This is a genomic window from Trinickia sp., from assembly GCF_051954495.1.
Classification (GTDB): domain Bacteria; phylum Pseudomonadota; class Gammaproteobacteria; order Burkholderiales; family Burkholderiaceae; genus Trinickia.
In genome coordinates this window covers 43,379-69,409 of sequence record NZ_JBQCHR010000128.1, presented here as the reverse complement: position 1 = coordinate 69,409, position 26,031 = coordinate 43,379, and the positions used below count along the sequence as shown (strand labels likewise).

The 26,031-nt window shown below is 62.3% G+C and carries 25 protein-coding genes; 13 read left to right on the top strand and 12 right to left on the bottom strand.

Going from position 1 to position 26,031, the window contains the following annotated elements; all coding sequences use genetic code 11:
- Positions 1 to 38: 38 nt before the first annotated feature.
- The gene (locus tag ACTHNR_RS17960; protein WP_440549009.1) at positions 39 to 605 is read right to left on the bottom strand and encodes a VOC family protein; all 567 of its coding nucleotides are present in this window, start codon (positions 603 to 605) and stop codon (positions 39 to 41) included.
- Positions 606 to 750: 145 nt separating this feature from the next.
- On the opposite strand from ACTHNR_RS17960, the gene ACTHNR_RS17955 reads away from it, so the two are divergent.
- From ACTHNR_RS17955 to ACTHNR_RS17940, 4 genes are all read left to right on the top strand, one after another.
- On the top strand, positions 751 to 1,602 hold the full coding sequence (locus ACTHNR_RS17955; RefSeq protein ID WP_440549021.1) for a fumarylacetoacetate hydrolase family protein: 852 nt from the start codon (positions 751 to 753) through the stop codon (positions 1,600 to 1,602).
- Between the two features lie 46 nt (positions 1,603 to 1,648).
- The gene (gene mhpA, locus ACTHNR_RS17950; protein ID WP_440549008.1) at positions 1,649 to 3,163 is read left to right on the top strand and encodes a bifunctional 3-(3-hydroxy-phenyl)propionate/3-hydroxycinnamic acid hydroxylase MhpA; all 1,515 of its coding nucleotides are present in this window, start codon (positions 1,649 to 1,651) and stop codon (positions 3,161 to 3,163) included.
- A gap of 142 nt (positions 3,164 to 3,305) precedes the next feature.
- Positions 3,306 to 4,553, top strand: a complete 1,248-nt coding sequence (locus ACTHNR_RS17945) for an MFS transporter (protein ID WP_440549020.1) — start codon at positions 3,306 to 3,308, stop codon at positions 4,551 to 4,553.
- Between the two features lie 94 nt (positions 4,554 to 4,647).
- Positions 4,648 to 5,772, top strand: a complete 1,125-nt coding sequence (locus tag ACTHNR_RS17940) for a porin (RefSeq protein WP_440549007.1) — start codon at positions 4,648 to 4,650, stop codon at positions 5,770 to 5,772.
- A gap of 125 nt (positions 5,773 to 5,897) precedes the next feature.
- Here the strand turns inward: ACTHNR_RS17940 and ACTHNR_RS17935 are convergent, their stop codons facing one another.
- From ACTHNR_RS17935 to ACTHNR_RS17915, 5 genes are all read right to left on the bottom strand, one after another.
- Entirely contained in the window at positions 5,898 to 6,959 is a 1,062-nt protein-coding gene (locus tag ACTHNR_RS17935) for a MalY/PatB family protein (RefSeq protein ID WP_440549006.1), read from the bottom strand.
- Between the two features lie 199 nt (positions 6,960 to 7,158).
- A complete protein-coding gene (locus ACTHNR_RS17930) occupies positions 7,159 to 8,484 on the bottom strand; it encodes a radical SAM protein (RefSeq protein WP_440549005.1) in 1,326 nt (441 codons plus the stop codon).
- Between the two features lie 27 nt (positions 8,485 to 8,511).
- Positions 8,512 to 9,006: a pyruvoyl-dependent arginine decarboxylase gene (locus tag ACTHNR_RS17925; RefSeq protein WP_440549004.1), complete on the bottom strand. Its 495-nt coding sequence runs from the start codon at positions 9,004 to 9,006 to the stop codon at positions 8,512 to 8,514.
- Between the two features lie 37 nt (positions 9,007 to 9,043).
- Positions 9,044 to 10,270 (bottom strand): radical SAM/SPASM domain-containing protein, encoded by a 1,227-nt coding sequence (locus ACTHNR_RS17920; protein WP_440549003.1) that lies wholly within the window; start codon positions 10,268 to 10,270, stop codon positions 9,044 to 9,046.
- A 164-nt stretch (positions 10,271 to 10,434) separates the two neighbouring features.
- Entirely contained in the window at positions 10,435 to 10,626 is a 192-nt protein-coding gene (locus ACTHNR_RS17915; RefSeq protein ID WP_440549002.1) for a hypothetical protein, read from the bottom strand.
- Positions 10,627 to 10,789: 163 nt separating this feature from the next.
- Between ACTHNR_RS17915 and ACTHNR_RS17910 the strand changes: the two genes are divergently transcribed.
- From ACTHNR_RS17910 to ACTHNR_RS17890, 5 genes are all read left to right on the top strand, one after another.
- Positions 10,790 to 12,298 carry a DHA2 family efflux MFS transporter permease subunit gene (locus tag ACTHNR_RS17910; RefSeq protein WP_440549001.1) on the top strand — a complete coding sequence of 503 codons (1,509 nt, stop codon included), beginning with the start codon at positions 10,790 to 10,792 and terminating at the stop codon, positions 12,296 to 12,298.
- Between the two features lie 147 nt (positions 12,299 to 12,445).
- Complete coding sequence (locus ACTHNR_RS17905; RefSeq protein ID WP_440549000.1) at positions 12,446 to 13,600, top strand: pyridoxal phosphate-dependent aminotransferase; 1,155 nt, start codon at positions 12,446 to 12,448, stop codon at positions 13,598 to 13,600.
- 11 nt (positions 13,601 to 13,611) lie between these two features.
- Positions 13,612 to 14,469 carry a carbon-nitrogen hydrolase family protein gene (locus ACTHNR_RS17900; protein WP_440548999.1) on the top strand — a complete coding sequence of 286 codons (858 nt, stop codon included), beginning with the start codon at positions 13,612 to 13,614 and terminating at the stop codon, positions 14,467 to 14,469.
- 47 nt (positions 14,470 to 14,516) lie between these two features.
- On the top strand, positions 14,517 to 15,308 hold the full coding sequence (locus ACTHNR_RS17895) for an ABC transporter substrate-binding protein (protein ID WP_440548998.1): 792 nt from the start codon (positions 14,517 to 14,519) through the stop codon (positions 15,306 to 15,308).
- Positions 15,309 to 15,549: 241 nt separating this feature from the next.
- Positions 15,550 to 16,425 carry a LysR substrate-binding domain-containing protein gene (locus ACTHNR_RS17890; protein ID WP_440548997.1) on the top strand — a complete coding sequence of 292 codons (876 nt, stop codon included), beginning with the start codon at positions 15,550 to 15,552 and terminating at the stop codon, positions 16,423 to 16,425.
- A gap of 32 nt (positions 16,426 to 16,457) precedes the next feature.
- Here the strand turns inward: ACTHNR_RS17890 and ACTHNR_RS17885 are convergent, their stop codons facing one another.
- Positions 16,458 to 17,372: a LysR substrate-binding domain-containing protein gene (locus ACTHNR_RS17885; RefSeq protein WP_440548996.1), complete on the bottom strand. Its 915-nt coding sequence runs from the start codon at positions 17,370 to 17,372 to the stop codon at positions 16,458 to 16,460.
- A 216-nt stretch (positions 17,373 to 17,588) separates the two neighbouring features.
- On the opposite strand from ACTHNR_RS17885, the gene ACTHNR_RS17880 reads away from it, so the two are divergent.
- The gene (locus tag ACTHNR_RS17880; RefSeq protein ID WP_440548995.1) at positions 17,589 to 18,821 is read left to right on the top strand and encodes a diaminopropionate ammonia-lyase; all 1,233 of its coding nucleotides are present in this window, start codon (positions 17,589 to 17,591) and stop codon (positions 18,819 to 18,821) included.
- A 13-nt stretch (positions 18,822 to 18,834) separates the two neighbouring features.
- Here ACTHNR_RS17880 and ACTHNR_RS17875 read toward each other — a convergent pair whose 3' ends face one another.
- Entirely contained in the window at positions 18,835 to 19,785 is a 951-nt protein-coding gene (locus tag ACTHNR_RS17875) for a hypothetical protein (RefSeq protein ID WP_440548994.1), read from the bottom strand.
- Positions 19,786 to 20,443: 658 nt separating this feature from the next.
- On the opposite strand from ACTHNR_RS17875, the gene ACTHNR_RS17870 reads away from it, so the two are divergent.
- The gene (locus ACTHNR_RS17870) at positions 20,444 to 21,412 is read left to right on the top strand and encodes a sigma 54-interacting transcriptional regulator (RefSeq protein WP_440548993.1); all 969 of its coding nucleotides are present in this window, start codon (positions 20,444 to 20,446) and stop codon (positions 21,410 to 21,412) included.
- Between the two features lie 62 nt (positions 21,413 to 21,474).
- Complete coding sequence (locus tag ACTHNR_RS17865) at positions 21,475 to 21,711, top strand: hypothetical protein (protein ID WP_440549019.1); 237 nt, start codon at positions 21,475 to 21,477, stop codon at positions 21,709 to 21,711.
- 45 nt (positions 21,712 to 21,756) lie between these two features.
- Here ACTHNR_RS17865 and ACTHNR_RS17860 read toward each other — a convergent pair whose 3' ends face one another.
- Complete coding sequence (locus ACTHNR_RS17860) at positions 21,757 to 22,035, bottom strand: DUF6150 family protein (RefSeq protein ID WP_440548992.1); 279 nt, start codon at positions 22,033 to 22,035, stop codon at positions 21,757 to 21,759.
- 117 nt (positions 22,036 to 22,152) lie between these two features.
- Between ACTHNR_RS17860 and ACTHNR_RS17855 the strand changes: the two genes are divergently transcribed.
- Positions 22,153 to 22,524: a hypothetical protein gene (locus ACTHNR_RS17855; RefSeq protein WP_440548991.1), complete on the top strand. Its 372-nt coding sequence runs from the start codon at positions 22,153 to 22,155 to the stop codon at positions 22,522 to 22,524.
- Between the two features lie 11 nt (positions 22,525 to 22,535).
- Here ACTHNR_RS17855 and ACTHNR_RS17850 read toward each other — a convergent pair whose 3' ends face one another.
- From ACTHNR_RS17850 to ACTHNR_RS17840, 3 genes are all read right to left on the bottom strand, one after another.
- The gene (locus ACTHNR_RS17850) at positions 22,536 to 23,573 is read right to left on the bottom strand and encodes a hypothetical protein (RefSeq protein ID WP_440548990.1); all 1,038 of its coding nucleotides are present in this window, start codon (positions 23,571 to 23,573) and stop codon (positions 22,536 to 22,538) included.
- Positions 23,574 to 23,639: 66 nt separating this feature from the next.
- Positions 23,640 to 24,821 (bottom strand): hypothetical protein, encoded by a 1,182-nt coding sequence (locus ACTHNR_RS17845; protein WP_440548989.1) that lies wholly within the window; start codon positions 24,819 to 24,821, stop codon positions 23,640 to 23,642.
- Positions 24,822 to 24,826: 5 nt separating this feature from the next.
- The gene (locus ACTHNR_RS17840) at positions 24,827 to 25,999 is read right to left on the bottom strand and encodes a GNAT family N-acetyltransferase (RefSeq protein ID WP_440548988.1); all 1,173 of its coding nucleotides are present in this window, start codon (positions 25,997 to 25,999) and stop codon (positions 24,827 to 24,829) included.
- Positions 26,000 to 26,031 lie beyond the last annotated feature (32 nt).

The following is a 26,031-nucleotide window of genomic DNA, read 5'->3' as shown; positions in this document are numbered from 1 at the left end:
CATCCTTCCCGCAAACCGCCCACGCGGACGCTTCGCCTTCACGCGATGCCCATGCGCTTGGCCATCTCGGCTTCCCATTGGCCCCGCGGGCGAAATCCCGGGAGCGCGCGTGCGTGCCGTTCCACCGACGCCATGAGCGCCTCGTCGGGCAGATCGAAATCGACGGGCACCCTCATCGGCTGATCGACGTACCAGGGGGTGTCGATGAAGATCTCGAGCCGATTGCCTTCCGGATCCCGCGCATAGAAAGAAATCGCGTTGCCGTGCGTCACGGGCAGGATCTCGTCGGCCTTTTCTTGTACGAATCGGCGATGAAAACGCCTGAGCGTGGCGACGCTGTCCGCCAAAAGCGAGATCTGGTTGATGGGGTTGAACGGTAGCGACTGAGGGCGCCCGCTCGCCAGCACGATCTGATGATGCACGGCGGGGTCCCGGCTAAGAAAGACTAGTTGGACCTGACCGTGCGGCGTTTCCAAGCTGCCTCGGTCCGTCACGGTGAATTCGAGCACGCGCGCATAGAAGTCCTCCATTCTGGCTACGTCGTTGACGTAGATGCCCATGTGGCTGAACGAAAGGCCACTGCGTCCGTTGCTGGCGACTGTCATGTCGTCTCCTGTCCTAGTGATAAACCCTTATGAGAAACGCGTTGTGCGGCGCGTTTTTTCTAGTGTATTCTCAAATCACGATAAACGCACAAGAAAAGAGCGGCGTTTGTCAGCTGAAAAACTCATCGTTTATCACTGGGGCATCATGAAACTCGTCAGTTTTCGTACTCGCGAAGGGCGTTCGTTCGGCGTCGTCCGCGAGCAAGCGGTCTTCGATCTTCGCAAGCGGCTGGATGGCCGCTATGCCGACCTGAAATCCCTGATCGCGGCGGATGCAATCGCACAAGCGCGCCACGCAACGAGCGAAGGCGAGGGGGACTTCGCATTGGCCGACGTCACGCTCGAGCCCGTCATCCCCAATCCGGAGCAGATCTTTTGCGTGGGCCTGAACTACGCCGAACATGTGAAGGAGACGAATCGTGAGACGACCGAGAACCCGGTCATTTTCATGCGCGTGCCGGCATCGCAGGTAGGCGCCCGTGAGCCGATGCTGCGCCCGCCGGAGTCGGCGCAGTTCGACTACGAGGGGGAGATCGCGGTCATCATCGGGCGGGGCGGCCGGCGCATAGCCGAAGCCCAGGCATGGGATCACATCGCCGGGTACAGCTGCTACAACGATGGATCGGTGCGCGACTGGCAACGCCATACGGGCCAGTGGGGGCCCGGCAAGAACTTTTATCGAACCGGTGCTTTCGGCCCCTGGATGGTCACGAGCGACGAGATTGAGCCGGGCGCGACGATGACGCTCGTGACGCGCTTGAACGGACAGGAGGTTCAGCGGGCCACGACCGACATGCTGATCCACGGAATTGCCAAGCAGATCGCCTACCTATCGACGTTCACGCCGCTCTTTCCGGGCGACGTGATCGTGACGGGGACGCCCGGCGGCGTCGGCGCGAAACGCAATCCGCCTTTGTTCATGAAGGCCGGCGATGTCGTCGAGGTCGAAGTGGACCGCGTGGGCATCCTCTCCAATCCGATTGCCGACGAGGCTTGAGCATAGACGTTCGGGGTGCGCGCACCCCGTTCATCGGTACACCAAGATGACACCTCCAATAGATTCCACGCGCACGCGCTCGTGCGAGTATGACGTCGCGCTGGTCGGCCTCGGCCCGACCGGCGGCACGCTCGCCAACCTTCTCTCGCTCGACGGGCTCAAAGTCCTCGTGCTGGAAAGAGACGCCGATATCTTTGCTTTGCCGCGCGCCGTCCATTTCGACGCGGAGTGCATGCGCGTATTTCAAACGCTTGGACTGTCCGACACGTTACAGCCCAATCTGTTCGTCGGGCCCGGAATGAAGTTCATCGACGCGCAGGGCAAATTGCTGATCGATTGGCCGCGCCCTACCGACATCGGACCGATGGGCTGGTGTGCAAGCTACAAGTTCCATCAGCCCGACCTCGAGCGCGCGTTGCGTGCACGGCTTGCGCAGCACAGCAATGTAGAGATTCGATTGCGGCACGAAGTGTTTTCGCTCGAGCAAACGGCGGGCGGCGTCTCGCTTCGTTTCGAGGACACGCGCTGCGGCAAAATCGGATCGACGACGGCGCGCTACGTTGTCGGGTGCGACGGCGCGCGTTCGATCGTCCGGCGTTTCATGGGGACCGAGCTCGACGATTTGAAGTCCCACGAACGTTGGGTCGTCGTCGATGCGCTGTTGAAAGCCCCTCGTCCCGATCTGGGCGACTACTCGATTCAGTATTGCGACCCGCAGCGGCCCACGACCTATACGCGGGGCCCCAGCAATCGGCGCCGTTGGGAACTGATGGTCATGCCGTCGGACGACCCGGCAAAGCTGCAGTCGCCGGAATGGCTGTGGGACAAGCTCTCGCGCTGGATCCAACCTGACGATGCGACGATCGAGCGCTCCGCGGTCTACACGTTCCACTCGGTCGTGGCGAAAGGTTGGCGCAAGGGACGGCTGTTGCTGGCCGGCGATGCGGCGCATCAGACGCCGCCGTTCATGGGGCAGGGGATGGCGGCCGGCATTCGGGATGCCGGCAACCTGGCCTGGAAGCTGTCGGTCGTGATTCGCGGCGACGCGCCCGACACGCTGCTCGACACGTACGAAACGGAGCGCACGGTGCACGTGCGCGAATTCATCGAGACCGCCGTCGAACTCGGAAGCGTCATTCAATCGCGTCCACCGAGCGTGGCGGCAACCGCGGCAATGCGCAATTTCGTGACGCCGCAGCCCAAGCTGGGCGAGGGCGCGCACCTCGGTCATTCCGATGCGTTAGCCGGCAGCATTGCCCGGCAACCGCGCCTGAGCGACGGGCGTCGATTGGATGATTGCGTCGGTTACCGCTACGCGTTGGTGCTCGCGCCGGAAACGCATGCGGCGCACCCCGAGATCGATGAGATGGCCGGATCGGCGAAGGTTGCGATTGTCGCCGATGGGGGGCCGGAGGTTCGCGCCTGGCTCTCGGAAATTGGCGCGGCGGCGATTCTCGTCAGGCCGGATCGTTATGTGTACGGCATGGCGCGCAACGCGGGGGGCGAACTTCAATCGTTGATGGCCCGCGCGTTCCCTCAACTTCAAACGGCACACGCATGAATCGGGCACACACGTAGCCCGCAACCCGCATTTGGCCGCAGAAGCCAAACAACATTATCTGGAGGAGTCGGTGAAACAAACGCAAGGTGTGGCGGCGCTCAGTCATGACGCGCCGAGCGGGATCTCTCGCACGCAGTGGAAGATGATCCTGATGGCAAGCCTAGGCGGTTCGCTCGAATTCTACGACTTCATCGTCTATGGGTTTTTCGCACATTACATAGCGGATCAGTTCTTCCCCAACTCGTCACCCACGGTCAGCCTGTTGTTCTCGTTTTCTGTCTTGGCGATCGGATATGTCATCCGCCCGCTCGGAGGCATCGTCCTCAGCAGTTGGGGCGACCGCTACGGTCGGCGACCGGTGTTCCTCACCTCCATCGTGGTCGTGACGTCCGCGACGATCTGCCTTGGGCTGTTGCCGAACTATCAAAGCTGGGGCATCGCCGCATCGATCATCCTCGTTTTGCTGCGCATGGTGCAGGGCTTTTGCGTTGGCGGCGAAATGCCCGGGGCGATCACTTATGCCGTCGAAGCCGCGCCTCATCGCGCGGGGCTGGCCGCCGGCGCGATCATCTGCGCGGTCAACGTGGGTGTGCTGCTTGCAACGCTGGTGAATGTGGCTATCCAGTCGTACCTGACGGCCGCGGATGCTGCCGCCTACGGTTGGCGGATCGCATTTCTGTTTGGCGGTCTGTGCGGGATCGTGTCGTACTGGATGCGCAGGAACCTCGAGGAGTCCCCCGAATTCGAGCGTATGCGCGGGGCCGTCGTCAAACAGCCTTTCCGAGAAACGCTGCGGCGCCATGGCCGCCAGGTCGTATCGGCGGTGATGGCGATCGCCGTGATGGCGGGCGTCAACGGCGTGCTCTATGGGCATATGCCGGCGTTCCTCGTGCAGCAACTGCACTACGCACCCCGCACCGCGGCGCTGGCGCAAAATGCTTATCTCATAGTGAGTTCTTTCGGGTTGCTCGCGTCCGGCTGGCTCGGCGACAAGGTGCCGCGCCGATATATTCTCCGCGCCTCGGCAGCCCTGCTGCTTGTTTTGAGCTACCCGTTCTACCTCGCCCTGAGCGCTCACAGCGTCGACCTGGTGCTGCTGTTCATCCTCGCCGCGCTCGTCTTCTCGTTGGCCAGCGGTACCTGGGCGTCGGTTCTGGCGGATCACTTTCCCATGCAGGTTCGCTACAGCGGCATCGCTCTTGCCTACAATTTAGCCGTTGTCGCGTTCAGTGGATTTGCCCCGCTTCTGGCTACCATGCTCATCCGCGAAACGGGTTCGCTCGCATCGCCCGCCTTGTATGTGATGGCAGCGTCGGCGGTGACGCTCCTCGCCGGCGCCGTTGCGCCCGCGACCGAGACCTTGCCCGCCACCCCTCAGCAAGCTCATTAGACGTTCGGTTCAATCAGCTCGACCGCCGAGGTAGCGTATATCGGCGTTTCTTTTTCGTAAGTTACTTAGTACTACTACATAAATGGGGACATCGATGAAAGTGAAGGCAGCCGTGCTTGTTGCATCGGCAATCGTGGCATCGCCCGTGATGGCGCAAAGCAGCGTAACGTTGTACGGGATCGTGTCGGAGGGCCTGACATGGGTGAACAACGAAGGAGGCGCCCGCAACGTCAAACTGTTGAGCGGATCGAATCAGAACAACCGGCTCGGCTTCAAGATCGGGGAAGACCTTGGCGGCGGCACGAAAGTCGTCGCTCAGTTGGAAAATGGCTTTGACGTGACGAACGGGAAACTGGGGCAAGGTGGGCGGATGTTCGGCCGGCAGGCATTTGTCGGGCTTTCGAACAGTACGATGGGTACGCTGACTGCCGGACGCCAATACGACATGTTCTGGGATTACCTTACCCCCTATTCGGCTGGCGTCGCGATCGGCGGTCTGCTCGCATCCCCGGGCGATGCGGACAACCTCATGGGCAGTTGGCGCTACAGCAATTCGGTGAAGTACGTTTCTCCGACGATGCGGGGATTCGATTTCGAAGCGTTGTACGCGTTCAGCAACGCACCCGGAGATTTTTCCGTCAACCGCGCATTTAGCACGGGCGCGCGTTATAACGCAGGTCCGTTTCAGCTTGCCGCAGCCTATGTCGAACTTGACGATCCGGGTACGGTCAACGCGGCGGGTGCGGTCAGCGACGACTATGCCGGCGCGCCGTTCTTCTTGTTCCGCACGAGTCAGCTAAGCCATAGCGTGGGCGTGTCGAGGCAGCGCAATTTCGGTCTCGGAGCCCGCTACGACGTCAGTAGTCGTTTGCACCTGAATGCCGTGGTCGACGCCGTGCGGTATCGATACAAGGATGGAACCAGCCTTGCGCTCGACAACTACGATGTGTCGGTTTCGTGGCTGGCCACACCTGCGCTCGCGCTGGGTGCGGGATATCTGTACACGAGCGGCCGATACCATGGCGTCGACGCGAACCCTCATTGGAACGCAGCGCAGGTGAGTGTCGATTACAGCCTCTCGAAGCGGACGGATGTCTACGTCTATGATACGTTTCAGCGGGCGTCGGGCGCGCATGCCGAGGCCGACGTCTACTTGAATGCGCCGTCGAGCAGCAGTAGCCAGAACGTTATCGTCGCCGGTCTTCGGCATCGGTTCTAGGGGGGGCTTGCGTGTGCCGGCGGGGCAGCGTGCGCTGGTGCTGCCAAGATTATCGTGTGGTTTTCCGCAACGACGACCATGCGGCCACTGTCTGTTCGGCAATGCGAATCTTGCGGGCGCCTACCCTAGCCAACCCGGCCGAGCGCGAGCGCCATGCGCTCGACGATAGCGTCGAGCAGCACATCGGAAGTTGCAAAGTTCAACCTGACGAAACGATCGGCATGGGTGTCGAATGCCTCGCCGGGCGAAAGGGCGACCCGAGCAGCGGAACGAAAGAATTCGGAAGCAGGCATGTCCAACTGCAAGGCCTCGCAATCGAGCCAGGCGAAATACGTCGCGTCGGGCGGATGCCAGCGGATCTCGGGAAGCCGAGCGGCCAACTGCGCCGCGAGGCGAGCCCGACACGCGGCGAGTTGAGCCCGCGCGGCATCGAGCCAAGCCTGTCCCTCGCTCCAGGCCGCCACCGTCGCGTGCACGCCCAGCGGCGTCGGATCGCCGAGCAACGCCGACGGCACGCGCTGCTCGAAGCGCTGCCGTAGCGCAGCCGAGCCGAAATGCGCAAGGGCGCATCGAAGCCCCGAAAGGTTGAAGCTCTTGCTTGCCGAACTCAACGTTACCGTCCTCCCGGCGATCTCAGGGCCGAGCGATGCGAATGGGCGATACGTTTGCTCGGCAAAGACAAGGTCGGCATGAATCTCATCGGACACGACGATCAAATCGTGCGCGATGGCCCGCTCTGCAATCGACGTCAACTCCTCATGGGTGAAGACCCGACCGGTCGGATTGTGCGGGTGGCACAGCAGCAGAAGACGGGCTCCGCCGCTCAGCAGCGCATCGAGATCGTCGACATCGAATGTGTATCGCCCGCCATCGTCCCGCATCGGCAACGGCAGCAACCGCCTCTCCAATCGGAGAACGGCATCGCGCAGAGGGGCATAGGTCGGCGTCATAACGATGACGCCGTCTTCCGGGTCGGAAAACGCCATCACCGATGCATAGAGACCCTGTACTACGTCGCCGAACGCATGGATGCGCTGGGTGTCCACCGCCCAATCGAAGCGTGCACGCATACGCGCGGCGAATGCATGGGCCAAAACGTCGTTGGCGTACGGCAGGGCGTTGAATTCGCCGGCGTCACAGTGCTGCGCGATCGCCGCGCGAATCGGTTCGGCGATGGCGAAGTCCATCTCCCCGACGTCCGCCGGCAGGATGTGAGGTTCGACGCGCCACCATTTTTCGCTTCGACGGCCGCGGAGAACGGCCTCTGCGAGCGCTAGCTCGGGCGGTGCGGACGTTGCCGGCCGATCGGCGGACGCTGATTCAGCCGACACGGCGCGCACAAGCGTGCTCCCGTTCATGTTGAAGGTCACGATTTCGAACTTGGCATCAACGCTGGCGGGAAAGGGATATCGCCGCCGTACGCGGCGCGCGAACCTGTGCTTCGCCGACAGCCGCTGCATGCAGCTCGGCGAGCATTTCCCCCGCGAAGCAACCGTCGGTATAGGTCCCGTCCATACGTTTGCGTGTTAGCGCGTCGATCACGTCGGGGAAAAACTCAGGGTAGTACCGCACGCTTCGCGCATCGGGTGTGGTCTCGCGAATGAGTCGGCCGCAGATGGGCTTGAAGGCGTCGACGCATGCGGCGATCGAGCCGATTTTTTCTTTGCTGAGGCGAGCATTCCGCTCGATGTCCTCAGGCGCGTCGGGAACGATGGCAAAGAGTTGGCGGCCTGCGCGGCACCATCCCACATGCGGGGGAAAGCCCATCACGTCGATCCCGCTCGTGCCGAAATCTTCATCGACGCCTAGCTGGAAATTCAGCGCGATATTGTCATGAACCCACTTCAGGTCGCGATACCAATGGGCTATTTCGGCTTTGCTCAGAACGAGTTCGGGCAGTCGGCCGCCATGCGCGTGAAAGGCGTTGAATCGGACGACGGAAACGCCGCATCGGTTGAAATATTCGGAATACCGAAGAAGATGAGCGAGCGTGTGGTTGTGCTTGCCGATCGTTACGCCAAGATTGATCTTGAGCGCTCGCGGCGCTAGATCGCGCGCCGGCGTCGAACGGACCAGCGGAATGCGGCCGGCAAGCAGTGCATCGTTGAATGCACGAATACGCTCGATCACCTGCGCGCAGCGCACCCCCGGAAACACGCCCTTGATCGGATACGTGTCTTCCGGCAATAGGCGAAGATGCTTGTCGAGGACGCCATGAAAGGTGATCGTCACATTGCCGAAGCCGTGTGCAACGGCTTCGGTTAGATAGTCCATCCAGTTTTCGTCGAGCAGCGGCGCGCCGCTCGTCCATAGATCGCCCGCCTGCATGGTCTTGGTTTCGCGACAATCGAGCTCTTGCCGAAAATCGCGATTGTGCGTATTGCCGAACAGCCGCAGGAATTCACCGTTGCTGGCAAGGCTATCCGAAATCATCGGAAATACGCGATACCCCAACGCGCTCAGGTCGTCCATGATGCGACGCCCCTCGAAGAGGTCGATCGATCTGTTCGCCGCTTCGGGCTGGTTGATGTAGAAGCAGTGAACGCACGCTTGGCGGCAGGTGTGTTTGCCCACGCGCGTATCCAGTTGCAGGTAGAGGCTGATTTGCGATGGCGCGATTTGATCGAAAGGTAACGAAAACGGCAGGTCGCCATGCTCGTCGAACGAGATAGGTTCGTTGCTCAACAGCCGCGTTTCGTCACTCCCGCTCATGGCTTCCTCCCATCTTCAGCGCGGTGCTCACCAGCCTTCGGCCTGGAACAGTGCGACGACGAGCACGCACGTCGGTCCACGCGCTTGCGCGGACGCAATGGTTTTTCCCGTTTTGGACGGGGCGGCTTGCCTGCGCGAGCACATATCGTCGATCGACAGGCCGATTTGCCTGTCGACCTCCGCGGCCGCGAGTTCAGGCGTCGCCGACACGGCGTGATGTTCGACCATCAGCCCGCCTGTGTGGTCGAACATGACCCAGCCGATACCGGCTGCAAGACCGGCGGCGTCGCTGCCGGCGCCGCCCGATGAAGACATGGCTTGCACGACATAAAGACGATCGCCCCAGCTGGCCGTGCGGGCGACCGTTCGTTGTTCGTCGGGCTCCCAGCCCGGTGGAATGACGCTCGACAAAGCGATGATGTTGCAGTTGCCGATGCCCGCTTCGAAAAGCGCATCGTCGTAGGCCGACAGTTCGGAACTGCCGCGTCCGATTGCGCGAATGACATTGATGGGCCGCTTCATGAGTGCGCCTCGCGTGCAGGAGGTGGCGGTCGTGGGCCTACTTGCCGACGGTTTCTAGGGTAAGCAACTGGGTACGCCGTTTGAGGCTCGCTTTGATGAACGGCGTGGCGCCGCAGCCTAGCGGATCGCCGCTATGGATTTCGGCCATGACGGGGCAGCGGGATGAGCAATAGTAGGGCTCGCGCGAAAGCTCGCAGCTAGGACACGCGGTGAAGGCGTCGTAGGTGAAGCCGCGGATGTCCCCGAAGCCGTTCTCCCATATGTCCTCGAAGCGGCGTTCGCGGAGATTGCCCGAGGCGAACTTCGCATTCGACGCGCAGATCGAGCAGGGATACAGCGTTCCGTCGCTGAGCAGATACGCCATCGCCACGCCGCAGAATTCCCGGCGCGTGGCGCGCGCGATGTTATGACATTCGTCGAGAAACTTCGCCACGCATAGCCCGACCGTGTCGTTCATGTATTGATCGTGGCGCTTGTCGTCGATAAATAGTTGCGCGGCCTCGTCGACGATATCCGGTTGGGGCTGGTATTGCGGGAAATATCTCCCGCGCCCGATCGGGCTGAACGGAGTCGAGCCGAAAAAGCATTCGGTCTCGCGCGCGAACTCGAGAATGGCTTGGAGCTCTTTGACGTTGCGGTCCGTTTGGGTCGACATGATGGCGGTCGGGATGCCGTTGCTTCGCAGCAGTTCGATCCGCTTCCTGATGTCGTCCCATGACGAGCGGACGCGCAATTCCTTGTGAAACGATGTGCCGTCCACGCTGATGCTCACCACGCATTCCTCGCGCGGGAGATTGTCGATCGCCTCCTGCGTGACATACATGCCGTTGGTGGCGATCGAAATGACGAATCCGAGCGCATGCGCGTGAGCGAGAATCTTGAAGAAATCCGGGTGGCTCATCGGTTCGCCGCCGACCAGCACGAGCGCGAATACACCTGCTTCCTTCAATTGATCGAGCGCATCGAAGATCTCCTGGGTCGATAGCTCGTTGTCCCGCGGCTTGCCGGCCTCGACATAGCAGTGCCTACACGAGAGATTGCATGCGCGCGTGATTTCGAACCAGACGATCAGAGGGGCGCTCAAATGGAAGCCGGGTTGGACCGGCACCTTTTCGAGGCGATAGGGCTCGAGTTCCGCTCGGGTCGTTCCCTGCACGAGTGGGCCGGCTGCGTCATGTCGATAAAAGCCGATTTCGCCGGTGCCGAATGCGAGCGTAAAGCCGAAGGACTCCCGCCGGATACGAACATCTGGGACGCTCATCATTCCCCCGCCGGCGCTAAGCGCTCGTTAATCGAAAGCGATTTATCGCCCCTTGTCGTTCGGCAACGATTCGTGGACAGCCCTCGGCCGGCAACGCGCTTCGAGGTTTCCCGGCATATCGAGGACGGCCCGCGGCCGTCACGGCAACGGTGGCTGATTCAAATGTTTCAAATCGCGTTGCCGACTAAAACAGCGACCGGCGCTATCGTTTTTGATGGAACGTTTGCTTCAAATGCGATATCGATATTTAGACTCGTTTGCCCCGTCTCCGCAATAAAACGGACTAACTCCTCGCGCTGCTGTTCGGTGAGAGCCAGTTTGAGTGTGGGGGAATTGCCGCGCTCAGCTTTTGTTGACATGGTCGTTCTCCGGAGGGTCGGTCTGCCGCGCTGTACCGCAGAATTACTCTAGGTCATCGATGCGGGAATTCAACTGATATTTTTACGATATGCTGACACGCTTCGGGCTGTATTCTTGCATCGGCTCGTCGGGTAAGGGTCGAATCAAAAAGGGGATTACCGCGTGACGCATTCCATTCAGGGCAACAAGCGCTGGTTAGCGTTGATCGTATTGTGTCTCGGCGTGCTGATGATCGTGCTCGATACCACGATCGTGAACGTCGCGTTGCCTTCGATCGCCTCCGACCTCGGCTTTAGCGAAACCTCGCTGGTGTGGGTGGTCAACGCATACATGCTCACCTTCGGCGGCTTTCTGCTGCTCGGCGGGCGCTTGGGCGATCTGTACGGGCACCGCAAGCTCTTTCTCGGCGGCATCACGCTGTTCACGCTGGCCTCGCTCGCTTGCGGAATGGCGAATTCACAAGTCGTGTTGGTGTGCGCGCGTGCCGTGCAAGGCTTGGGCGGCGCGGTTGTCTCGGCTGTATCGCTGTCGCTGATCATGAACTTGTTTACCGAGCCAGGCGAACGTGCGAAGGCGATGGGCGTCTATGGCTTCGTCTGTTCGGCGGGCGGCAGCATCGGCGTTTTGCTCGGCGGACTGCTGACGAACCTGCTCAGCTGGCATTGGATCTTTCTCGTCAATTTGCCGATCGGCATCGCCGTGTATGGGCTGTGCGTCGCGTTGTTGCCGGCGGCACCGGGCCACGCGCACGGTGAACGGCTCGATGTCGCCGGCGCCGTCACCGTGACGGCTTCGCTGATGCTCGCGGTGTACGCCGTCGTGAACGGCAACGAAGCGGGGTGGCTTTCGACGCAAACGCTGGGCCTGCTGTTCGTCGCGCTGGCGCTGCTCGCCGCGTTCGTCGCGATCGAAGCGCGCACGCGGCATCCGTTGATGCCGCTCGGTCTGATGCGCATGCGCAATGTGGCGACGGCCAATGTGGTCGGTGTGCTGTGGGCGGCGGCGATGTTCGCGTGGTTCTTTATTTCGGCGCTGTATTTGCAGCGCGTGCTCGGCTACCGGCCCTTGCATGTGGGCCTTGCGTTCTTGCCAGCCAACTTGATCATGGGCGGCTTCTCGTTGGGCCTGTCGGCGCGCGTGGTCATGCGCTTCGGCCTGCGCGCGCCGCTCGCCTTCGGTCTGCTGGTGGCGGCATGCGGCCTCGCATTGTTTGCCCGGGCGCCGGTGAACGGTCACTTTCTCGTCGACGTGCTGCCCGGCATGACCTTGCTCGGAATCGGCGCGGGCATCGCGTTCAATCCGTTGTTGCTGGCGGCGATGAGCGATGTCGATCCGAGCGAATCGGGGCTCGCCTCGGGCATCGTCAATACGTCGTTCATGATGGGCGGCGCGCTCGGTTTGGCCGTGCTCGCAAGCCTCGCGGCCGCCCGCAGCGACGCGTTGCAGACAGCCGAAAGCGCCGCGGCGGCGCTTAACGGCGGGTATCACGCGGCCTTTCTGGTCGGCGCGCTCTTCGCGGCGGTGGCGGGGTTGCTGGGCGGCTTGTCGCTGCGGCGCGGGCATGGCGGCGGCGCGGATGCACAACCGGCGGCCGGCGCTGGAAAGGGCGGTGCGCCTATCGCGGATCCGGCGTGCAGCGACGATAAGACGGCGCAGGCCGAGCGGTGTTGACGGCGGCGCCATTACAAAAACTCATGCCTTTCATGACAAAGTTTCGATTGTAGGCGCGGCGCCTATCGGGCTTAATCGCTACCATCGGATCGAAGCCGTGCCTGCCGCCCGGGCAGGGCGCCGATTCCGCCGAATGGAGAAAACCCGATGCAGAGCGCCTTGCGGATTCGCTCGAAACTGCCCGATGTCGGTACGACGATCTTCACGGTCATCGGCCAGCTTGCCGCGCAACACGACGCCCTGAATCTCTCGCAAGGGGCACCGAATTTCGACCCGGATGCGAAGCTGATCGACGGCGTGGCCCGCGCCATGCGCGACGGCCGCAACCAGTACGCGCCGATGTCCGGCGTCGGCGCCTTGCGCGATGCGCTTGCGCAAAAAGTCGAGCACCTCTATGGCGCCCGCTACGACCCGGCCAAGGAAGTCACCGTCATTGCCAGCGCGAGCGAAGGCTTATATTCGGCGATCAGCGCACTCGTGCATCCGGGCGACGAAGTGATCTACTTCGAACCCTCGTTCGACAGCTATGCGCCCATCGTGCGGCTGCAGGGCGCCACGCCCGTGGCCATCAAGCTGTCGAGCGATCACTTTCGTGTGGATTGGGATGAAGTGGCCGCGAGCATCACGCCTAAGACGCGGATGATCATCGTCAATACGCCGCACAACCCCACGGCCACGGTGTTCGGCGATGCCGACATCGAGCGGCTCACGGCGCTCACGCGCAATACCGGGATCGTGGTGCTGTCCGATGAAGTCTACGAGCATGTGGTCTTCGACGGCGCTTTGCATCACAGCATGGCGCGCCATCGTGAACTGGCCGAGCGCAGCGTGATCGTCTCGTCGTTCGGCAAGTCCTATCACGTTACCGGCTGGCGCGTGGGGTACTGTCTGGCGCCTGCGGACCTGATGGACGAAATACGCAAGGTGCACCAGTTCATGGTGTTTTCCGCCGACACCCCAATGCAGTATGCGTTCGTCGAGGCGCTAGGCGATCCGGCGAGCTATCTGGGTCTCGCCGCGTTCTATCAGCGCAAGCGCGACCTACTCACGAATGCGCTGGCGCAATCGCGCTTCGAATTGCTGCCGAGCGAAGGCAGTTTCTTCATGCTCGCCCGTTTCCGCCAATTCTCCGACGAGCGCGACAGCGACTTCGTACTTCGCTTGATTCGCGACGCGCGCGTGGCCACCATTCCACTGTCGGCCTTTTATACCGACGGCACGGACTCTGGCCTGATACGCCTGAGCTTTTCGAAAGACGACGCCACGCTGCTCGAAGGCGCACGGCGACTGTGCACGATCTGAAGGAGCATGCGATGAGCGCAATGCGAGGCACGCTGACGGCAGCGGTGGTGCAGATGAACAGCACAGAAGACGTGACGCGCAATCTCGTCGAAGCGCGCCGCTGGGTGGAAGAAGCTGCCCGGCAAGGCGCGACGCTGGTGTGTCTTCCGGAGTACTTCTGCTGGATCGGCGTGGGCGAGGATGAGCGCGTGAGACTTGCCGAAGCGGCCGGCGACGGGCCCATTCAGCAGGCGCTCGCGCAGCTGGCGCGCGATACCGGAACCTGGCTGATCGGCGGCACGGTGCCTATCCGTCCCGCAAGCGGGCGAAAGCGCGGCACGCATGCGTACAACGCGTCGCTGCTGTTCGATCCGACGGGCGCTTGCGCCGCGCGCTACGACAAGATTCATCTTTTCAGCTTCAACCAAGGCGCCGAGCAGCATGCCGAGGCCGACACCATGGTGGGCGGCGACGCGATCGGCACGGCGCAAGGTCCGTTCGGCACGCTACGCATGTCGGTTTGCTACGACCTGCGCTTTCCCGAGCTTTTCCGCGCGCTGCCCGCAGCGGATGTCATCGCCGTCCCTGCCGCCTTCACGTACACCACAGGCCTCGCGCATTGGGAACTGCTGCTGCGTGCGCGCGCGGTGGAGAATCAAGCTTACGTGCTCGCGGCGGGGCAGTGCGGAACCCATCCGAATGGCTGGCGCACGTTTGGCCACAGCATGATCGTCGGGCCCTGGGGCGAGGTACTTGCCTGTCAGGAGGACGAGCCCGGCGTGGCGTTGGCGACGCTGAGCGTAGAGGCGCTAGGAGCGGCACGGGCGCGGTTGCCGGTGCTCGAGCATCGGCGTATCGCCACGCTTTCGGACGTTGCGCCGACGGCTTGATCGAGCGGGTCGCGAAAAACCACATCACAGACGTAGGGAGATCATCCATGAAGTTGCTCGGAAAATTACTCGTGCTCGCGTGCGCGTTCGCCTCTGTATCGGCATCGGTTAGCGCGTTCGCCGCCGATTCGGTGCTGCGCTTCGGCCTGGAAGCCCAGTACCCGCCGTTCGAGTCGAAGGGCCCCAGCGGCGATCTGCAAGGCTTCGACATCGATATCGGCAATGCCGTATGCAGCGCGGCGCATCTGACATGCAAGTGGGTAGAAACGTCGTTCGACGGGCTGATCCCGGCGCTCCAAGGACGCAAGTTCGACGCGATCAACTCGGCCATGAACGCAACGGAAAAGCGTCGCGAAGCGATCGACTTCACCACGGTGATCTACCGCGTGCCGACGCAGCTCATCGCTCGCCGCGACAGCGGCCTGCTGCCGACGCCTGAAGGGTTGAAGGGCAAACGCGTGGGTGTGCTGCAGGCGTCGATTCAGGAAAACTACGCGAAGGCTCATTGGGAAAACGCGGGCGTGACGGTCGTGTCGTATCAAGACCAGAACCAAGTGTATTCGGACCTGCAGACGGGCCGCCTCGATGCCACGCTCGTGCTGGCCCCCGCCGGTCAAAAGGGTTTCCTCTCGCGTCCGGACGGCAAGGACTTCGCCTTCGTCGGGCAGCCCGTGCGCGATGACAAGATTCTCGGCAGCGGCGTGGCTTTCGGTATTCGCAAGGGCGACGCGGCGTTGAAGAAGCAACTCGACGCCGCGATCGCCAAGGTGCAGGCGGACGGCACCGTGAAGACGCTCGCCCAGAAATATTTCGGCGATATCGACGTGTCGGCGAAGTAAGCGAACACTGCCGACGGGCCGGACGTACGTCGGCCCTGGCTGCTCGATGCGCGGGCGCGGTGCGTGACGTACCGCGCCCGCGCCGCATTAGGCGCCATGAGCGGGCTGCATGGACGGAAGGGAAATTCCGTATTGCACAATCGGGCCGGATTTCTGATCTTAATGCGCAGGGCATCCGGTAGTTCCGTCTGTGGGCCGGGGTGCATCAATTCATTTCGATTGCACCAACGCTATCATCGCCATGCGACGCCTTCCCCCATTGAACGCGCTCCAGATCTTCGAGACGGTTGCCCGCCACCGTAGCTTCACTCGCGCAGCCGAGCATCTGTGCCTGACGCAAGGCGCGGTGAGCCGGCAAATCTTGGCGCTGGAAGATTACTATCAGTTTCCGCTTTTCAAGCGCCACGCCAAGGGGCTGACGCTCACGGCAGAAGGCGAACTGCTTTTGCCCGCGGTCAAAGAGAGCTTCGCGCGTATCGAAGAAATCTCGCTTCGCCTCACGCGCCAGCGCACCGATCTCGCGCTGAAGGTGCCGACTTGCATCATGCGCTGGATGCTCCCGAAAATCATGCAGTTCCAGTCCGAGCATCCGAGCCTGCAGGTTCAAATCACGACGACGTCGCAGCACGACGTGGATTTCCAAGTCGAACCGTTCGACGCTGCGATCATCTACGGTTCGTCGCCCGGCGCCGATGTGCATGCCGTGCCGCTGTTCGACGAGAGGCTGACGCCCGTTTGTACGCCTCAACTGCTCGACGAGAAGCCGTTGAACGGCGTGGCGGATCTGGCTCGGCACACGCTGCTGCATCCCACACGCGATCATCGCGATTGGAAGTTGTGGCTCGATCGGGTCGGTGCGACGAGCGTGGACGTGAGCCTGGGTCCGAGCTTCGAAACGCTCGATATGGCGACCAACGCCGCGATGCAGGGCTTCGGCGTGGCCATCGGCGATTCGATGCTCGTGGCGGAAGACGTCGCCGCGAAACGCCTCGTCATGCCGTTCGATGCGTTCGTCGAAACGGGCTTGCGCTACTACTTCGTTTATCCGGATTGCGTGGCGCATCAGCCGAAGGTGGCGCTCTTCAGTGAGTGGATCAGCGAGCGGCGGGGCGTTTGAGCGATAGCCCCATGGTCGATGCGCGCGCTCGCTCAAGCAGCGCCGAATCGGCTCATCCAGTCCCATAGTTCGCTCGCCGCCGCGCTGCGATTGTCGGCAGCGCGGTAAAGACGGATTTCCAAGTTCGTGGCCCATGCATCGCCGCCGGCCACCGCAACCGATTTTTCATGCAGTTCCCGCGCAATGCAACTCTCGGGAAGCCATCCGATCCCGTTGCCCGCGACGACCATGGCTTTTACCGCTTCCGCCATATGCGCCTCGAATGTGCGTTGCAGCGAGCATCCGAGGTGGGCGTTGAGCATCAGCATTTCGACGAGGTTGCCGAGAAACGTTCCCGCGCTATAGGCCATGAATGGCAGCGGTTCTTCATCGTCGCCTGGAAGTCGATAGGAAGGGTTGCCGTGTACATCGGCAGCCGAAACCGGAATCAGTCGTTCGTGGCCTAGCGTCAAAAAGGGGAATCGGTCAGTGTCGACGGCGATCGGCAACTGCGGATGGTGGTAGGCGAGCAGCAGATCGGTTTCGCCCTCGACCAGGGCCTGTATGCCGTCAGGGACGTTCACGGCTTGGACTTTTGTCTTCAGGTGTCTACGATCGTCCTTGAGCTTCCTCAATCGGTGCGGCAGAAACGTAAAGAGCAAGGTGTGCACGACCGACAGGCGCACGACCCGAGCGCCGTCGGTTACGAGCTCGTGTGCGCGCGCCAACGTGCGCGCGGCATAGATTCCACGAAGGATCTCGGCCGCCTGGCCGCGAAACACCATGCCGGTCGCGGTCAACCGTATCGGGCTCACCGTGCGGTCGATGAGCTTCGCGTCGAGCCAGGTCTCTAGCGCCGCGATTCGACGACTCAACGCGGACTGTGTCAAATGCCGATCGCTCGCTGCGCGCGAAAAACTTCGCGTCTCCGCCAGCGATAAAAAGTCCTCCAACCACTTAGCTTCCATCGCACCCCCAACCGACGTCTGCGTCTACTGCGCTGCGACGCAACGCGGATAACGACGGCATAGGCATCGCGTTCCCCATACCGATTCCGACGCATGATATTCCAAAGCCGCATAACGCTCACGTCGAATCCACTCGTCGGCGTAACCTCGTTTCGATCGATGAGATAGCTCGCGCGGGCTCCGCGTGGGGTTGACTTCTTCTTGAAAGGACGTTGCATGAACCGCGCATTCAAGCATTGTAAGAACACTTCTTGGCTCCAGGCCGACAAAGCGAAGCGGGCCGCGCGCGCCGTAGCGAATCTCGGTGACTGGCGGCAGGCGGTGGCGGAAATTCACCGATGGCCGGAGTATGTGCCGCAACCTTTGCATTCGCTGGATCGTTTCGCGGCGAGCACCGGAGTGTCGAAGGTCTACTACAAGGACGAGAGTCGACGCTTTGGCCGAGCGATGGGCAGTTTCAAAGCGCTTGGCGCACCGTTCGCCGTATTCCATCTGCTTGCCGATGCGGTCGAGCGCAGTACCGGGACGCGACCCACGTCGGATGATCTTCGTGCTGGAAGGTACCGCGAGATCACGGAGCGCATTACCGTCACGGTCGCTACCGACGGAAACCAAGGACGCGGCCTGGCGTATGCCGCGAAGGCCTTCGGCTGCCGCTGCGTGATCTACATCCACGAGCACGTCAGCGCGGGCCGAAAGGAAGCGATGGAGGCGCTCGGCGCAATCGTCGTTCGCGTGGCGGGCGAGTACGAGGCATCGGTCGCGCGTTCGCGCGGCGACGCGCGCCACAACGACTGGCATTTCGTTTCGAGCACCTCGTGGGATGACTACGCGTGCGGCTCCCCTCGCGAGGTCATGAATGCCTACATGGTGCTGGTGGACGAAGCACTGAGACAACTGCCCGACCCGCGTGCGATTACGCATGTCGTCGTCCAAGCCGGGGTAGGCAGCATCGCCGCGGCGATTTTCCTGCGCTTTTTCCAGGAACTCGGCGGGCAGACGCCGCCCCGGATGGTGATCGTCGAGCCGGCCGAAGCGGACTGCTTGTACCAAAGCGCGCTGCACGGCCAGCCCACGCCGTCGGCCGGGTCGCTGCGCACGATCATGGCGGGCCTCGCGTGTCGCGAGGTATCGCCGGCTGCATGGGCCATTCTCGATTGGCTCGGCAGCGATTTCGTCACGATTCCGGACGCATGGGCCGAGGATGCCATGCGTTTGCTGGCCGACGGCAATGGCGATACACCGATCGTTTGCGGTGAAACCGCGGCGGGCGGGGCTGCGGTTTTGATGAAGTCGGGCGAGGGGGGCACGGGATTGCGCGAGGCATTGGGTCTAAATGCATGCAGTCAGGTTTTGTTGTTCGGTCTCGAGGGCGCGACCGATCCCGCAATCTACGAGCGTATCGTCGGGCGATCGGCGGCGGAAATTTTCGACGGCGCCGTGCGGTAGGAAAGCCCGCCGGCTATTTGTGCTTGAGCGTTTGAAAGCCTGCGAACGCAAACGTCGTGAGCTTCGCCGCGGCGTCTTCGGGCGAATCGGCCGATACGTCGGGCAGCGTGAGCGTCGCTCGAGGGCCCAGCACGGTCGGGTCGGGTCTGCCGCCGCGCGACCGCCTTGGACTAGGTGGAGGGACCGCGTCGAAGGCTTCTTGCGAAGCGGCCCTGATCGCGGAAAGGGAATCCTTCAAATGCTCTCGTCCCACGCCGACGCGGCGAGCGTAACGGCCTCGCTCGGTGTCGCTGTCGTAGCCGTCGTCAGTGCCTCGGGACGTGTCGGGCGCCTCCATGGGCGCGCTTCCGCCTACCCATTTAGCGCCCGTCAACGAGGCCGAGGCGCGGATTTGTTCCGGCGTCGCGGTGCCTTGCAAGGCGGTGTGGATCGCGAGTGCGCTAGCGACATAGGGGTCGGTCTGGGTCGCGAGGGTCGCGCCGAAATTGTGAAAGATCTGATGCGCGCCCGACTGGCCCGACGTCATTTCGGGCGCGAATTCACCGGTGTGCCCGACCACCTCGCCGCTGGCGTTGACGAGCGGGGCGAGCGCGGTGGAAATGCGTGCTGTCGCAGCGACGTTGACGGCGACCGGATTGCCGATCAACACGTCCCGTTTGGAGGTCGACGAAATCTCGTGCCGACCGCGGCCCATATCGGTGGGCAATTCCGGCGAGCGGGCCGAATCGTCTCTGAATTGCTTACTGGTCGTCTTCTTGCCTTGGCCCATTGCAAGTACCGAGGACTTGATGGGACCGGTGTGATTGAATGCGGACAATTGCCCGCCGCGACTGGCGACGTCTGCGTCGCGATTTCGTTTTCCTAGAACCGAACTCGCGTCGGGAAAATCCTGCTGCGAACCGCTCGCCGTCTTCTTGCCGGCGGTTTTGGGATCGTCTTGCTTTTTGGCGGATTTCGGCGGCATGAATCGATTTCGAAGATGGATTTAGACGCTTTTTACCCAGACCCGCAAAGCCCTGGCGTCTGGAGTGCGAATCGCCTTCACCGTACCCACTCGAGAATGACCAGGTTGAGAGGCGGGCGCATTCGCCGCCTTGGCTCAAGCAATGTGCATGCCATACGAGAAGAGGGCGCGCAATCCCTTGAATGCGAGGCTGTTTTCGTTTGCTTTCCTTCGCTGGGTCGTTTTTTGCCCATATGCCGCGCGCCGCGGATGCGAGAATTGCTTATCCGGCGGGGGTGAGCGCGCCGAAATTAGGGAATTCACTGATTGGGTATGTTTCGACCTAAAGTGGGCTTTTTCGCCCATATCCCACGAACTGTCGTTGTTCGCATTCGGCGAGTTATCCGCATGTAAGGATTTGCAATCCAACCTATTTCACGAGTATTTTGCAAATACGTCTTTTCACATCTGAAGATTGAAATTAGGATTAGGTCCGCGTAGGACGCTTGGGCGCCGTGTCGCACGGCGCCGTTCCGGGGAGCGTTCGAGGCCGACGGCGATCGATCGTCGAGTTGCGCATGTTGTATTGGGCCCGCCGTACCGCTTGACCATAAACAGATCTGCCGCGACGCTGCCGGCCGCGCGACGCCACGGATCAAAGACCAGCTTCGGAGTGCGTATGAATCAGTTCGCCCGTCATAGCATGATCGGCTCGTCCGCCGCGATGGATGCGGTCAGGCGGCAGATCGAAAAGATCGCGAGCGTCGACGTGCCGGTGACCGTGCTCGGGGATACGGGCACCGGCAAGGAACTCGCGGTGCGAGCGATCCACTATCTCGGCGTGCGTCGGCAGGCGCCGTTCGTTCCCGTGAATTGCGGTGCGTTGCCCGAGGCCCTGGTCGAGAGCGAGTTGTTCGGGCACGAGCGTGGGGCATTTACCGACGCCAAGTCCGAGAGCGCCGGGCTCATCGGCGAAGCGGAAGGCGGCACGCTGTTCCTCGACGAGGTCGACGCATTGAGCCTAAAGGCTCAAGCGGCGTTGCTTCGCTTTCTGCAGGATGGGAGCTATCGTCGCGTCGGCGGCGCCAAGATCCGCCACGCGAACGTGCGCGTCGTCGTGGCGACGAACGCGAATCTTCACGCTCTGGCCGATGCTCGGCAGTTCAGGCGAGACTTGCTGTATCGGCTCGATGTCGTGACGCTGCGCATTCCGCCGTTGCGGGAACGAGGCGGCGATGCGCTCGAGCTGGCCGAAGCGTTTCTCGAGCGCTTGCGCACGCGCTACGCGAAGCAGGAGATGCATTTTCACAGCGCGTCGCTCGTGCATCTGCGCGAGCATTGCTGGCCCGGCAACGTGCGTGAACTCGAGAACGCCGTGCATCGGGCATTCTTGTTGGCCGACGACGGCTTCGTGCGGCTGGGGGAGGCGCCGGTCACGGACGGGCAGGCCGATGCGCTCGCAAGCGCGCGGCCGTTCAAGACCGAACGCGCCGCGGCCATCGCGAGTTTCGAGGTGGACTATCTTCGGCGGCTCTTGGTCGAGGCAAACGGCAACCTCTCGCAAGCGGCGCGGCTGGCCGGCGAGGAGCGGAGCGCCTTCGGCAAGCTTGTCCGCAAGCACGGACTCGCGCGCGACCGCTCGAGCTAAGCGATCGTCGGCCATTGAGGTAAGCTCACAGCTTTACATTTCTTTGACGGCGGGTGCGCATCATGAACGACGAGCTGATTGAACACGTCGCCGCCTATATTGCCCGCTATCTCGAGCGTAATCCCGCCGCCGCCGACACGGTCGAAGGCGTGCATGCATTCTGGATCGGTGCGCAGTGTGCGCAGGAGTCCATCGACGTCACGCAGGCGGCCCTCGAGTATCTGCTCGAACGCGGCGCGATTGCGAACGTGCCGATCGGCAACCGGGTATTGTGGAGAGCGACACGGGATCGCGACTGAAGGAGCGCGTCGGCGGCGGGGCCGAGCGTGGCGATGCGGCGATCTTCAGCGGCCGAAGCGGCCTTGAAGCCGATGAGACCTTTGCCAACCCGCTTCGCCGATGCTGTCGACGAAACAGATTTTTACCTCGGCCATGCCGGGGCTCGTGAAGTAGAGCCACACGTCGGCGCTTTGTTTGTCTCGGGTGATGAACCAGAGTGCGTCGCCGCGTGCGAGGCCCCAGCTCGCGACGCGATGCACGAGCAGATCGGCGTTGCCACGGTCCGACAAATTGACCCTGACGTGCGCCTCGCCCATGCTCGGTGTTTGATAGATCCGCGCCATGTGTGGTCCACCGTTTCGCGTCGAGTGAAGCGGGTGTTGAGAGAAGCGCTTTGCAACATAAGCGCCAAAGGCCATAGTATAGGGGCCGATCGCCATTCGAACTTCGACGAGTCCGCCATGCAAAAAGACAAGTCATTCAAAACGCCCACGCTGCGTTTGCGCGAGGACGCGCATCGCGTCGAGCTCATCGTTCCGAACGGCGCCACGAGGCCCGAGCTCGGAACCCGCGCTCCCGGGGACGAAGACCGGCGCGCGGCCACGATCGAGCACGCCGGCGGAGCCGGGCCGTCCGCGCGTCAGCCGCCGCTCGAGTCGATCGACTTGCCATTGCCGCGGCGCACGCAAACGATTCTGACGCACCGCTTGCCCCGGAAGGTTCAGGATCGACTGAACGGCGCCGAGCCCCAGCTTTCGTCGGCACGCGATAGCGGCGGCGCGCAGGGCGATGCGCACACCCTGGTCGTGGCGCATCCGAAGCGCGAATCCTAGCGCGTCGCTCGCTATTTTTTTAATACCGGATAGGTCGCATGCGGCTGCCCTAAGACCGTGCCGAGCGCATGCGTGTCCCGGGTCGGATTTTCGGGCCGCGTCACTTGTACTTGCGGCGCGTCGAGATCGGGCTCCTCCTTGCCTCGCCATATCACTCTGCCGAAAGCCGTGATCTCCTTTCGCTTGGTCGGCTGAATCATCTGATTCTTCATTTCCACGACAGGCGTCGAATGACCTGTTCCGCGGTAGTTGATCGCCATTTCGTTGTGGATTTCGGTCTGCTCCGCGCCGTGAGCGTTCATGAAGGATTGATACCGGGTCGCGTTTTCGCGCAGCTTGAAGTCGGACCCCCACTTGCTCGATTTCATGGACGGCTTACCGCGCCGTTCGGTGCTGCCGTCCATGGTCATGACCATCGAGCTGAGATCGATGTTGTCCATCAGATGCGGATGGGTGACTTCAGAGCGTAACGTTTCGTTCGCATCCCTCAGCGCGGGACTGGCCGTTGCATGCTGTGCGCGCCGGTTCAACGCGTCCATGGCGACGTAGTGATGCTCGGGCAGCAGTGTCGTGACCATGCCCGGGCCATCGCCCGACCAGAGCGCTTCCTCATGCGTGTCGTCGCGTCCGAGCACCGTGGAAGGCGCCGATGTGAATGGGTCGTGGGTTGTGCCAAGCTGAAAATCGCGGTGAGCTTGGCGCAGGGCGACGGCGTTGCGGCTCGTCGTGAGGCTCGCAAACCCGCTGGTGTAAGACCCGGTGCCACCGACGACCACACTGCTCGCGTTCGGGCCCGCGGGCCAGGAACGATAGGCCAAGCGGCCCTCGCTACGGGCGGCGTTCAGCGAGTCGTTCGCGTCGAAGTGATGAATGTCTTGTCTCAACTCCTGCGCGAACTGCACGGCTTGATCGTCGCTCATGGCATGGATGTCCATTTCCATCTTTTGATACGCGCGCGTGTGCGGCGAGGGAATATCGAGTTCGTCGACGATGACGCGTCCACGGTTGCCCGTAAGGACGCCGTTCGTGATCTTGAATGGGTTCGACATCTTGGTCTCTCATGAAAGGAAATACGGGCGCGAACCGATGCGCGGCGGGTGGGTGCTACATGCTCCTCAGAGATGCTGTTTCATTTTGTCCATGGCCCGGTGAGTGCTGCCGCGCAGGTTTTCCGTGGTATTGCCGTCGAGCGTCAGATCGACCCCGGCCGCGATCTCGGGGTACGTGTGCGTCTGCGTCGCCGTCGGTAGCGGCGTGGTCATTTTTTGAAATTGATTCTCGCTTTGATGTTTGCTGATCAACGTCCTAACGTTTTCCATGGGCACGCCTCGTCTCATCCAGTTGAACGCGAGGTCTTGGAGTACGTCGCGGTGCGTTTTGGCGGACATGAATTCGACGTCCGGCATGGCTTTGCTCAGCGCCTGCGTCGTGAAGTCGTACGAGCGGACGACGTCCGACGCGGACCCCGAGGTGCCCGTCATGACGGGCAGACCCAGGCTTTCCCGCAGCTGTGTGCCCGGGTCTTGCGATAGGTCCATGCCGTAGCGGCTCGTGGTCGGATGCGACGGCTTGTTGTTCAACGGATCGGTAGGCCGCGTCGCTTGCATGCGCGGATTGTCTTGCGCATATTTGCGCGTCTTGTCGAGCACGTGGTGCCCCACGATGGTGGCTTCGACGCCCAATGCCGACTGGTCGACCGTGAGTGGGCCACGTTTTCCGTGCACGATCATGTCGGTGAGGCTGTCGTAGGCCGGGCCCATGCCTTGCGCGCGTTCCGTCGTCATGCGCGTCACCTCTTTCGACAACGCGCTGTCGGCCCCGTCTTGCATGCTCTCGCGCATGTGATCGGCGCGATCGGCAAGCAGGCGGCGCTCGTTATGCACCATGTGGCTGCTCAGTTGGAAATGCGGGCTGTCGTAGTGCGACAGTGCTTCGCGCGTGTTATCCAAGATCGTGTTTTCCGCGCCGCTCCACATCTGATGCGCGAAGGCGCGCTTTTGCAGCGTCTCCATATTGCCGTGCTGCATGTTCATATGAGTCTTGGTCAAGTAATCCGAGACCGCGGTGTGCTGCCACGTATCCAGGCCGGTGGGAATGTGAGAGGGCAACACGGGATCCGTGCCGATCCAATGACCGGTGATCGGCCTCGGCGCGTTGAGGTTGGTAGCGCTGCCTGTGCTGTCGTCTTGCGCCTTTTGTCCGGAGCGGTATCGATGCGCAAGCAGCATGGCCCCGCCGAAAGCGAGCGCGGTGCCGGCCAGAATGAGGTTCCGATTGTTCTTGAAGAAATATGACATCGCGATCACCCATTGAGGAACGAGGGAGAGACAGTGCGGCGGGAACGGTGCGCCGTGGCGTCGCCGTACCCATCGACGATCAGCGACGGCGCGACATTGACCTCCGATCCCAAGTACGCCATCAACGCATGCAGTTCCTGCTTGATACGCGCGCTGTCATCGTCGTGGCCGATGCGGTAGAACAGCTCGTCGCGATGGGGCGCGGCCGCGCGAATTCCCGTGGCGACGAAGCCGATCTTTTGCAGGGCCCGCCGAGACGGCGCGTTATAGTCGAAGACTTTGGCGTAGCAGCAGCGCATGCCCGCGTGACGATGCGCGGCGGCCAGCAACTGCGCGGCCGCATCGGGCCCGTATCCTCGTCCGCGGTAGTCGTGGCCGACCCAGTAATAGACGAGCCCGACGTCGCCGTGCAGAACCAGGCCCACGCTGCCGATGAATCCCCACCGTCGGTGCATGACGGCGAACAGGTGCTGCTCCGCGAGTGCGTATGCCTCGTCGAGCCAGGCGTGCCAACCACGGTCATCCTCGAAGCGAGGCAGACAGCACAGTTGCGCGATTGCAGGGTCGTAGTACTGCCAGCGGAAGTCCGACGCATGTCGATGACTGAGCGGCTCGAGCGATACGGCGCCGTTGGTACTCGCGCACGAGTCCGTCGGCAGCCGACCCGCGCGCCACTCGCGCCAAGCCGCCACGCGCTCGTAGGCCGCCGCGTAGCTTTGCCGAGCGGGGAATGCAAGCTGCATCGCGACGGCAAGATCGATGGCCGGCTCGGTGTCGCCGATCATGCAATAGGCGTCGCATAGACAATGAAACACGCGATCGTCGAGGCGGTCCGCCGCATCGAAGGAATCGCCGACGGCAACGACGAGCGGCCAGTACGACCAGCAGGCCGCCAATTCCAGCAGCAGCTTCTTCGCGTCGACGTCGAGCGCCTCTCGGTGCAGCACCCAAGCCCGCTCGAGGCCCTCCAACCAAGCCGGGCGGGTGGACGGCGCAAGCGTCGGCGCTTGTCGAAGGAGCTCGGGCAGGCGGCGCACGAGTGCTGCCGGATGCCAGTCGCAATGGGTCAAGCGGCTCAACGCGTCATCGAGCCCGACGCTCGCGCACGGCTCGCAGCGGGGGCCGTCATGGATGCGCGGTGAGCCGCGCGCTTGCATCGCGAGGTGGGTGGTCGCCATTTCGCCTTTCGCCTTTCGCCTTTTTCTGGAAA

What these genes read in the sequence shown, in the direction of transcription:
- ACTHNR_RS17880 (WP_440548995.1), top strand. Translation starts at nt 17,589, where the DNA reads ATGAACCGCGCATTCAAGCATTGTAAGAACACTTCTTGGCTCCAGGCC.
- ACTHNR_RS17920 (WP_440549003.1), bottom strand. Translation starts at nt 10,270, where the DNA reads ATGATGAGCGTCCCAGATGTTCGTATCCGGCGGGAGTCCTTCGGCTTT.
- ACTHNR_RS17900 (WP_440548999.1), top strand. Translation starts at nt 13,612, where the DNA reads ATGAGCGCAATGCGAGGCACGCTGACGGCAGCGGTGGTGCAGATGAAC.
- ACTHNR_RS17960 (WP_440549009.1), bottom strand. Translation starts at nt 605, where the DNA reads ATGACAGTCGCCAGCAACGGACGCAGTGGCCTTTCGTTCAGCCACATG.
- ACTHNR_RS17850 (WP_440548990.1), bottom strand. Translation starts at nt 23,573, where the DNA reads ATGTCGAACCCATTCAAGATCACGAACGGCGTCCTTACGGGCAACCGT.
- ACTHNR_RS17930 (WP_440549005.1), bottom strand. Translation starts at nt 8,484, where the DNA reads ATGAGCGGGAGTGACGAAACGCGGCTGTTGAGCAACGAACCTATCTCG.
- ACTHNR_RS17895 (WP_440548998.1), top strand. Translation starts at nt 14,517, where the DNA reads ATGAAGTTGCTCGGAAAATTACTCGTGCTCGCGTGCGCGTTCGCCTCT.
- ACTHNR_RS17875 (WP_440548994.1), bottom strand. Translation starts at nt 19,785, where the DNA reads ATGCCGCCGAAATCCGCCAAAAAGCAAGACGATCCCAAAACCGCCGGC.
- ACTHNR_RS17865 (WP_440549019.1), top strand. Translation starts at nt 21,475, where the DNA reads ATGAACGACGAGCTGATTGAACACGTCGCCGCCTATATTGCCCGCTAT.
- ACTHNR_RS17855 (WP_440548991.1), top strand. Translation starts at nt 22,153, where the DNA reads ATGCAAAAAGACAAGTCATTCAAAACGCCCACGCTGCGTTTGCGCGAG.
- ACTHNR_RS17860 (WP_440548992.1), bottom strand. Translation starts at nt 22,035, where the DNA reads ATGGCGCGGATCTATCAAACACCGAGCATGGGCGAGGCGCACGTCAGG.
- ACTHNR_RS17940 (WP_440549007.1), top strand. Translation starts at nt 4,648, where the DNA reads ATGAAAGTGAAGGCAGCCGTGCTTGTTGCATCGGCAATCGTGGCATCG.
- ACTHNR_RS17935 (WP_440549006.1), bottom strand. Translation starts at nt 6,959, where the DNA reads ATGGACTTCGCCATCGCCGAACCGATTCGCGCGGCGATCGCGCAGCAC.
- ACTHNR_RS17840 (WP_440548988.1), bottom strand. Translation starts at nt 25,999, where the DNA reads ATGGCGACCACCCACCTCGCGATGCAAGCGCGCGGCTCACCGCGCATC.
- ACTHNR_RS17945 (WP_440549020.1), top strand. Translation starts at nt 3,306, where the DNA reads ATGATCCTGATGGCAAGCCTAGGCGGTTCGCTCGAATTCTACGACTTC.
- mhpA (WP_440549008.1), top strand. Translation starts at nt 1,649, where the DNA reads ATGACACCTCCAATAGATTCCACGCGCACGCGCTCGTGCGAGTATGAC.
- ACTHNR_RS17870 (WP_440548993.1), top strand. Translation starts at nt 20,444, where the DNA reads ATGAATCAGTTCGCCCGTCATAGCATGATCGGCTCGTCCGCCGCGATG.
- ACTHNR_RS17890 (WP_440548997.1), top strand. Translation starts at nt 15,550, where the DNA reads ATGCGACGCCTTCCCCCATTGAACGCGCTCCAGATCTTCGAGACGGTT.
- ACTHNR_RS17925 (WP_440549004.1), bottom strand. Translation starts at nt 9,006, where the DNA reads ATGAAGCGGCCCATCAATGTCATTCGCGCAATCGGACGCGGCAGTTCC.
- ACTHNR_RS17905 (WP_440549000.1), top strand. Translation starts at nt 12,446, where the DNA reads ATGCAGAGCGCCTTGCGGATTCGCTCGAAACTGCCCGATGTCGGTACG.
- ACTHNR_RS17955 (WP_440549021.1), top strand. Translation starts at nt 751, where the DNA reads ATGAAACTCGTCAGTTTTCGTACTCGCGAAGGGCGTTCGTTCGGCGTC.
- ACTHNR_RS17915 (WP_440549002.1), bottom strand. Translation starts at nt 10,626, where the DNA reads ATGTCAACAAAAGCTGAGCGCGGCAATTCCCCCACACTCAAACTGGCT.
- ACTHNR_RS17845 (WP_440548989.1), bottom strand. Translation starts at nt 24,821, where the DNA reads ATGTCATATTTCTTCAAGAACAATCGGAACCTCATTCTGGCCGGCACC.
- ACTHNR_RS17885 (WP_440548996.1), bottom strand. Translation starts at nt 17,372, where the DNA reads ATGGAAGCTAAGTGGTTGGAGGACTTTTTATCGCTGGCGGAGACGCGA.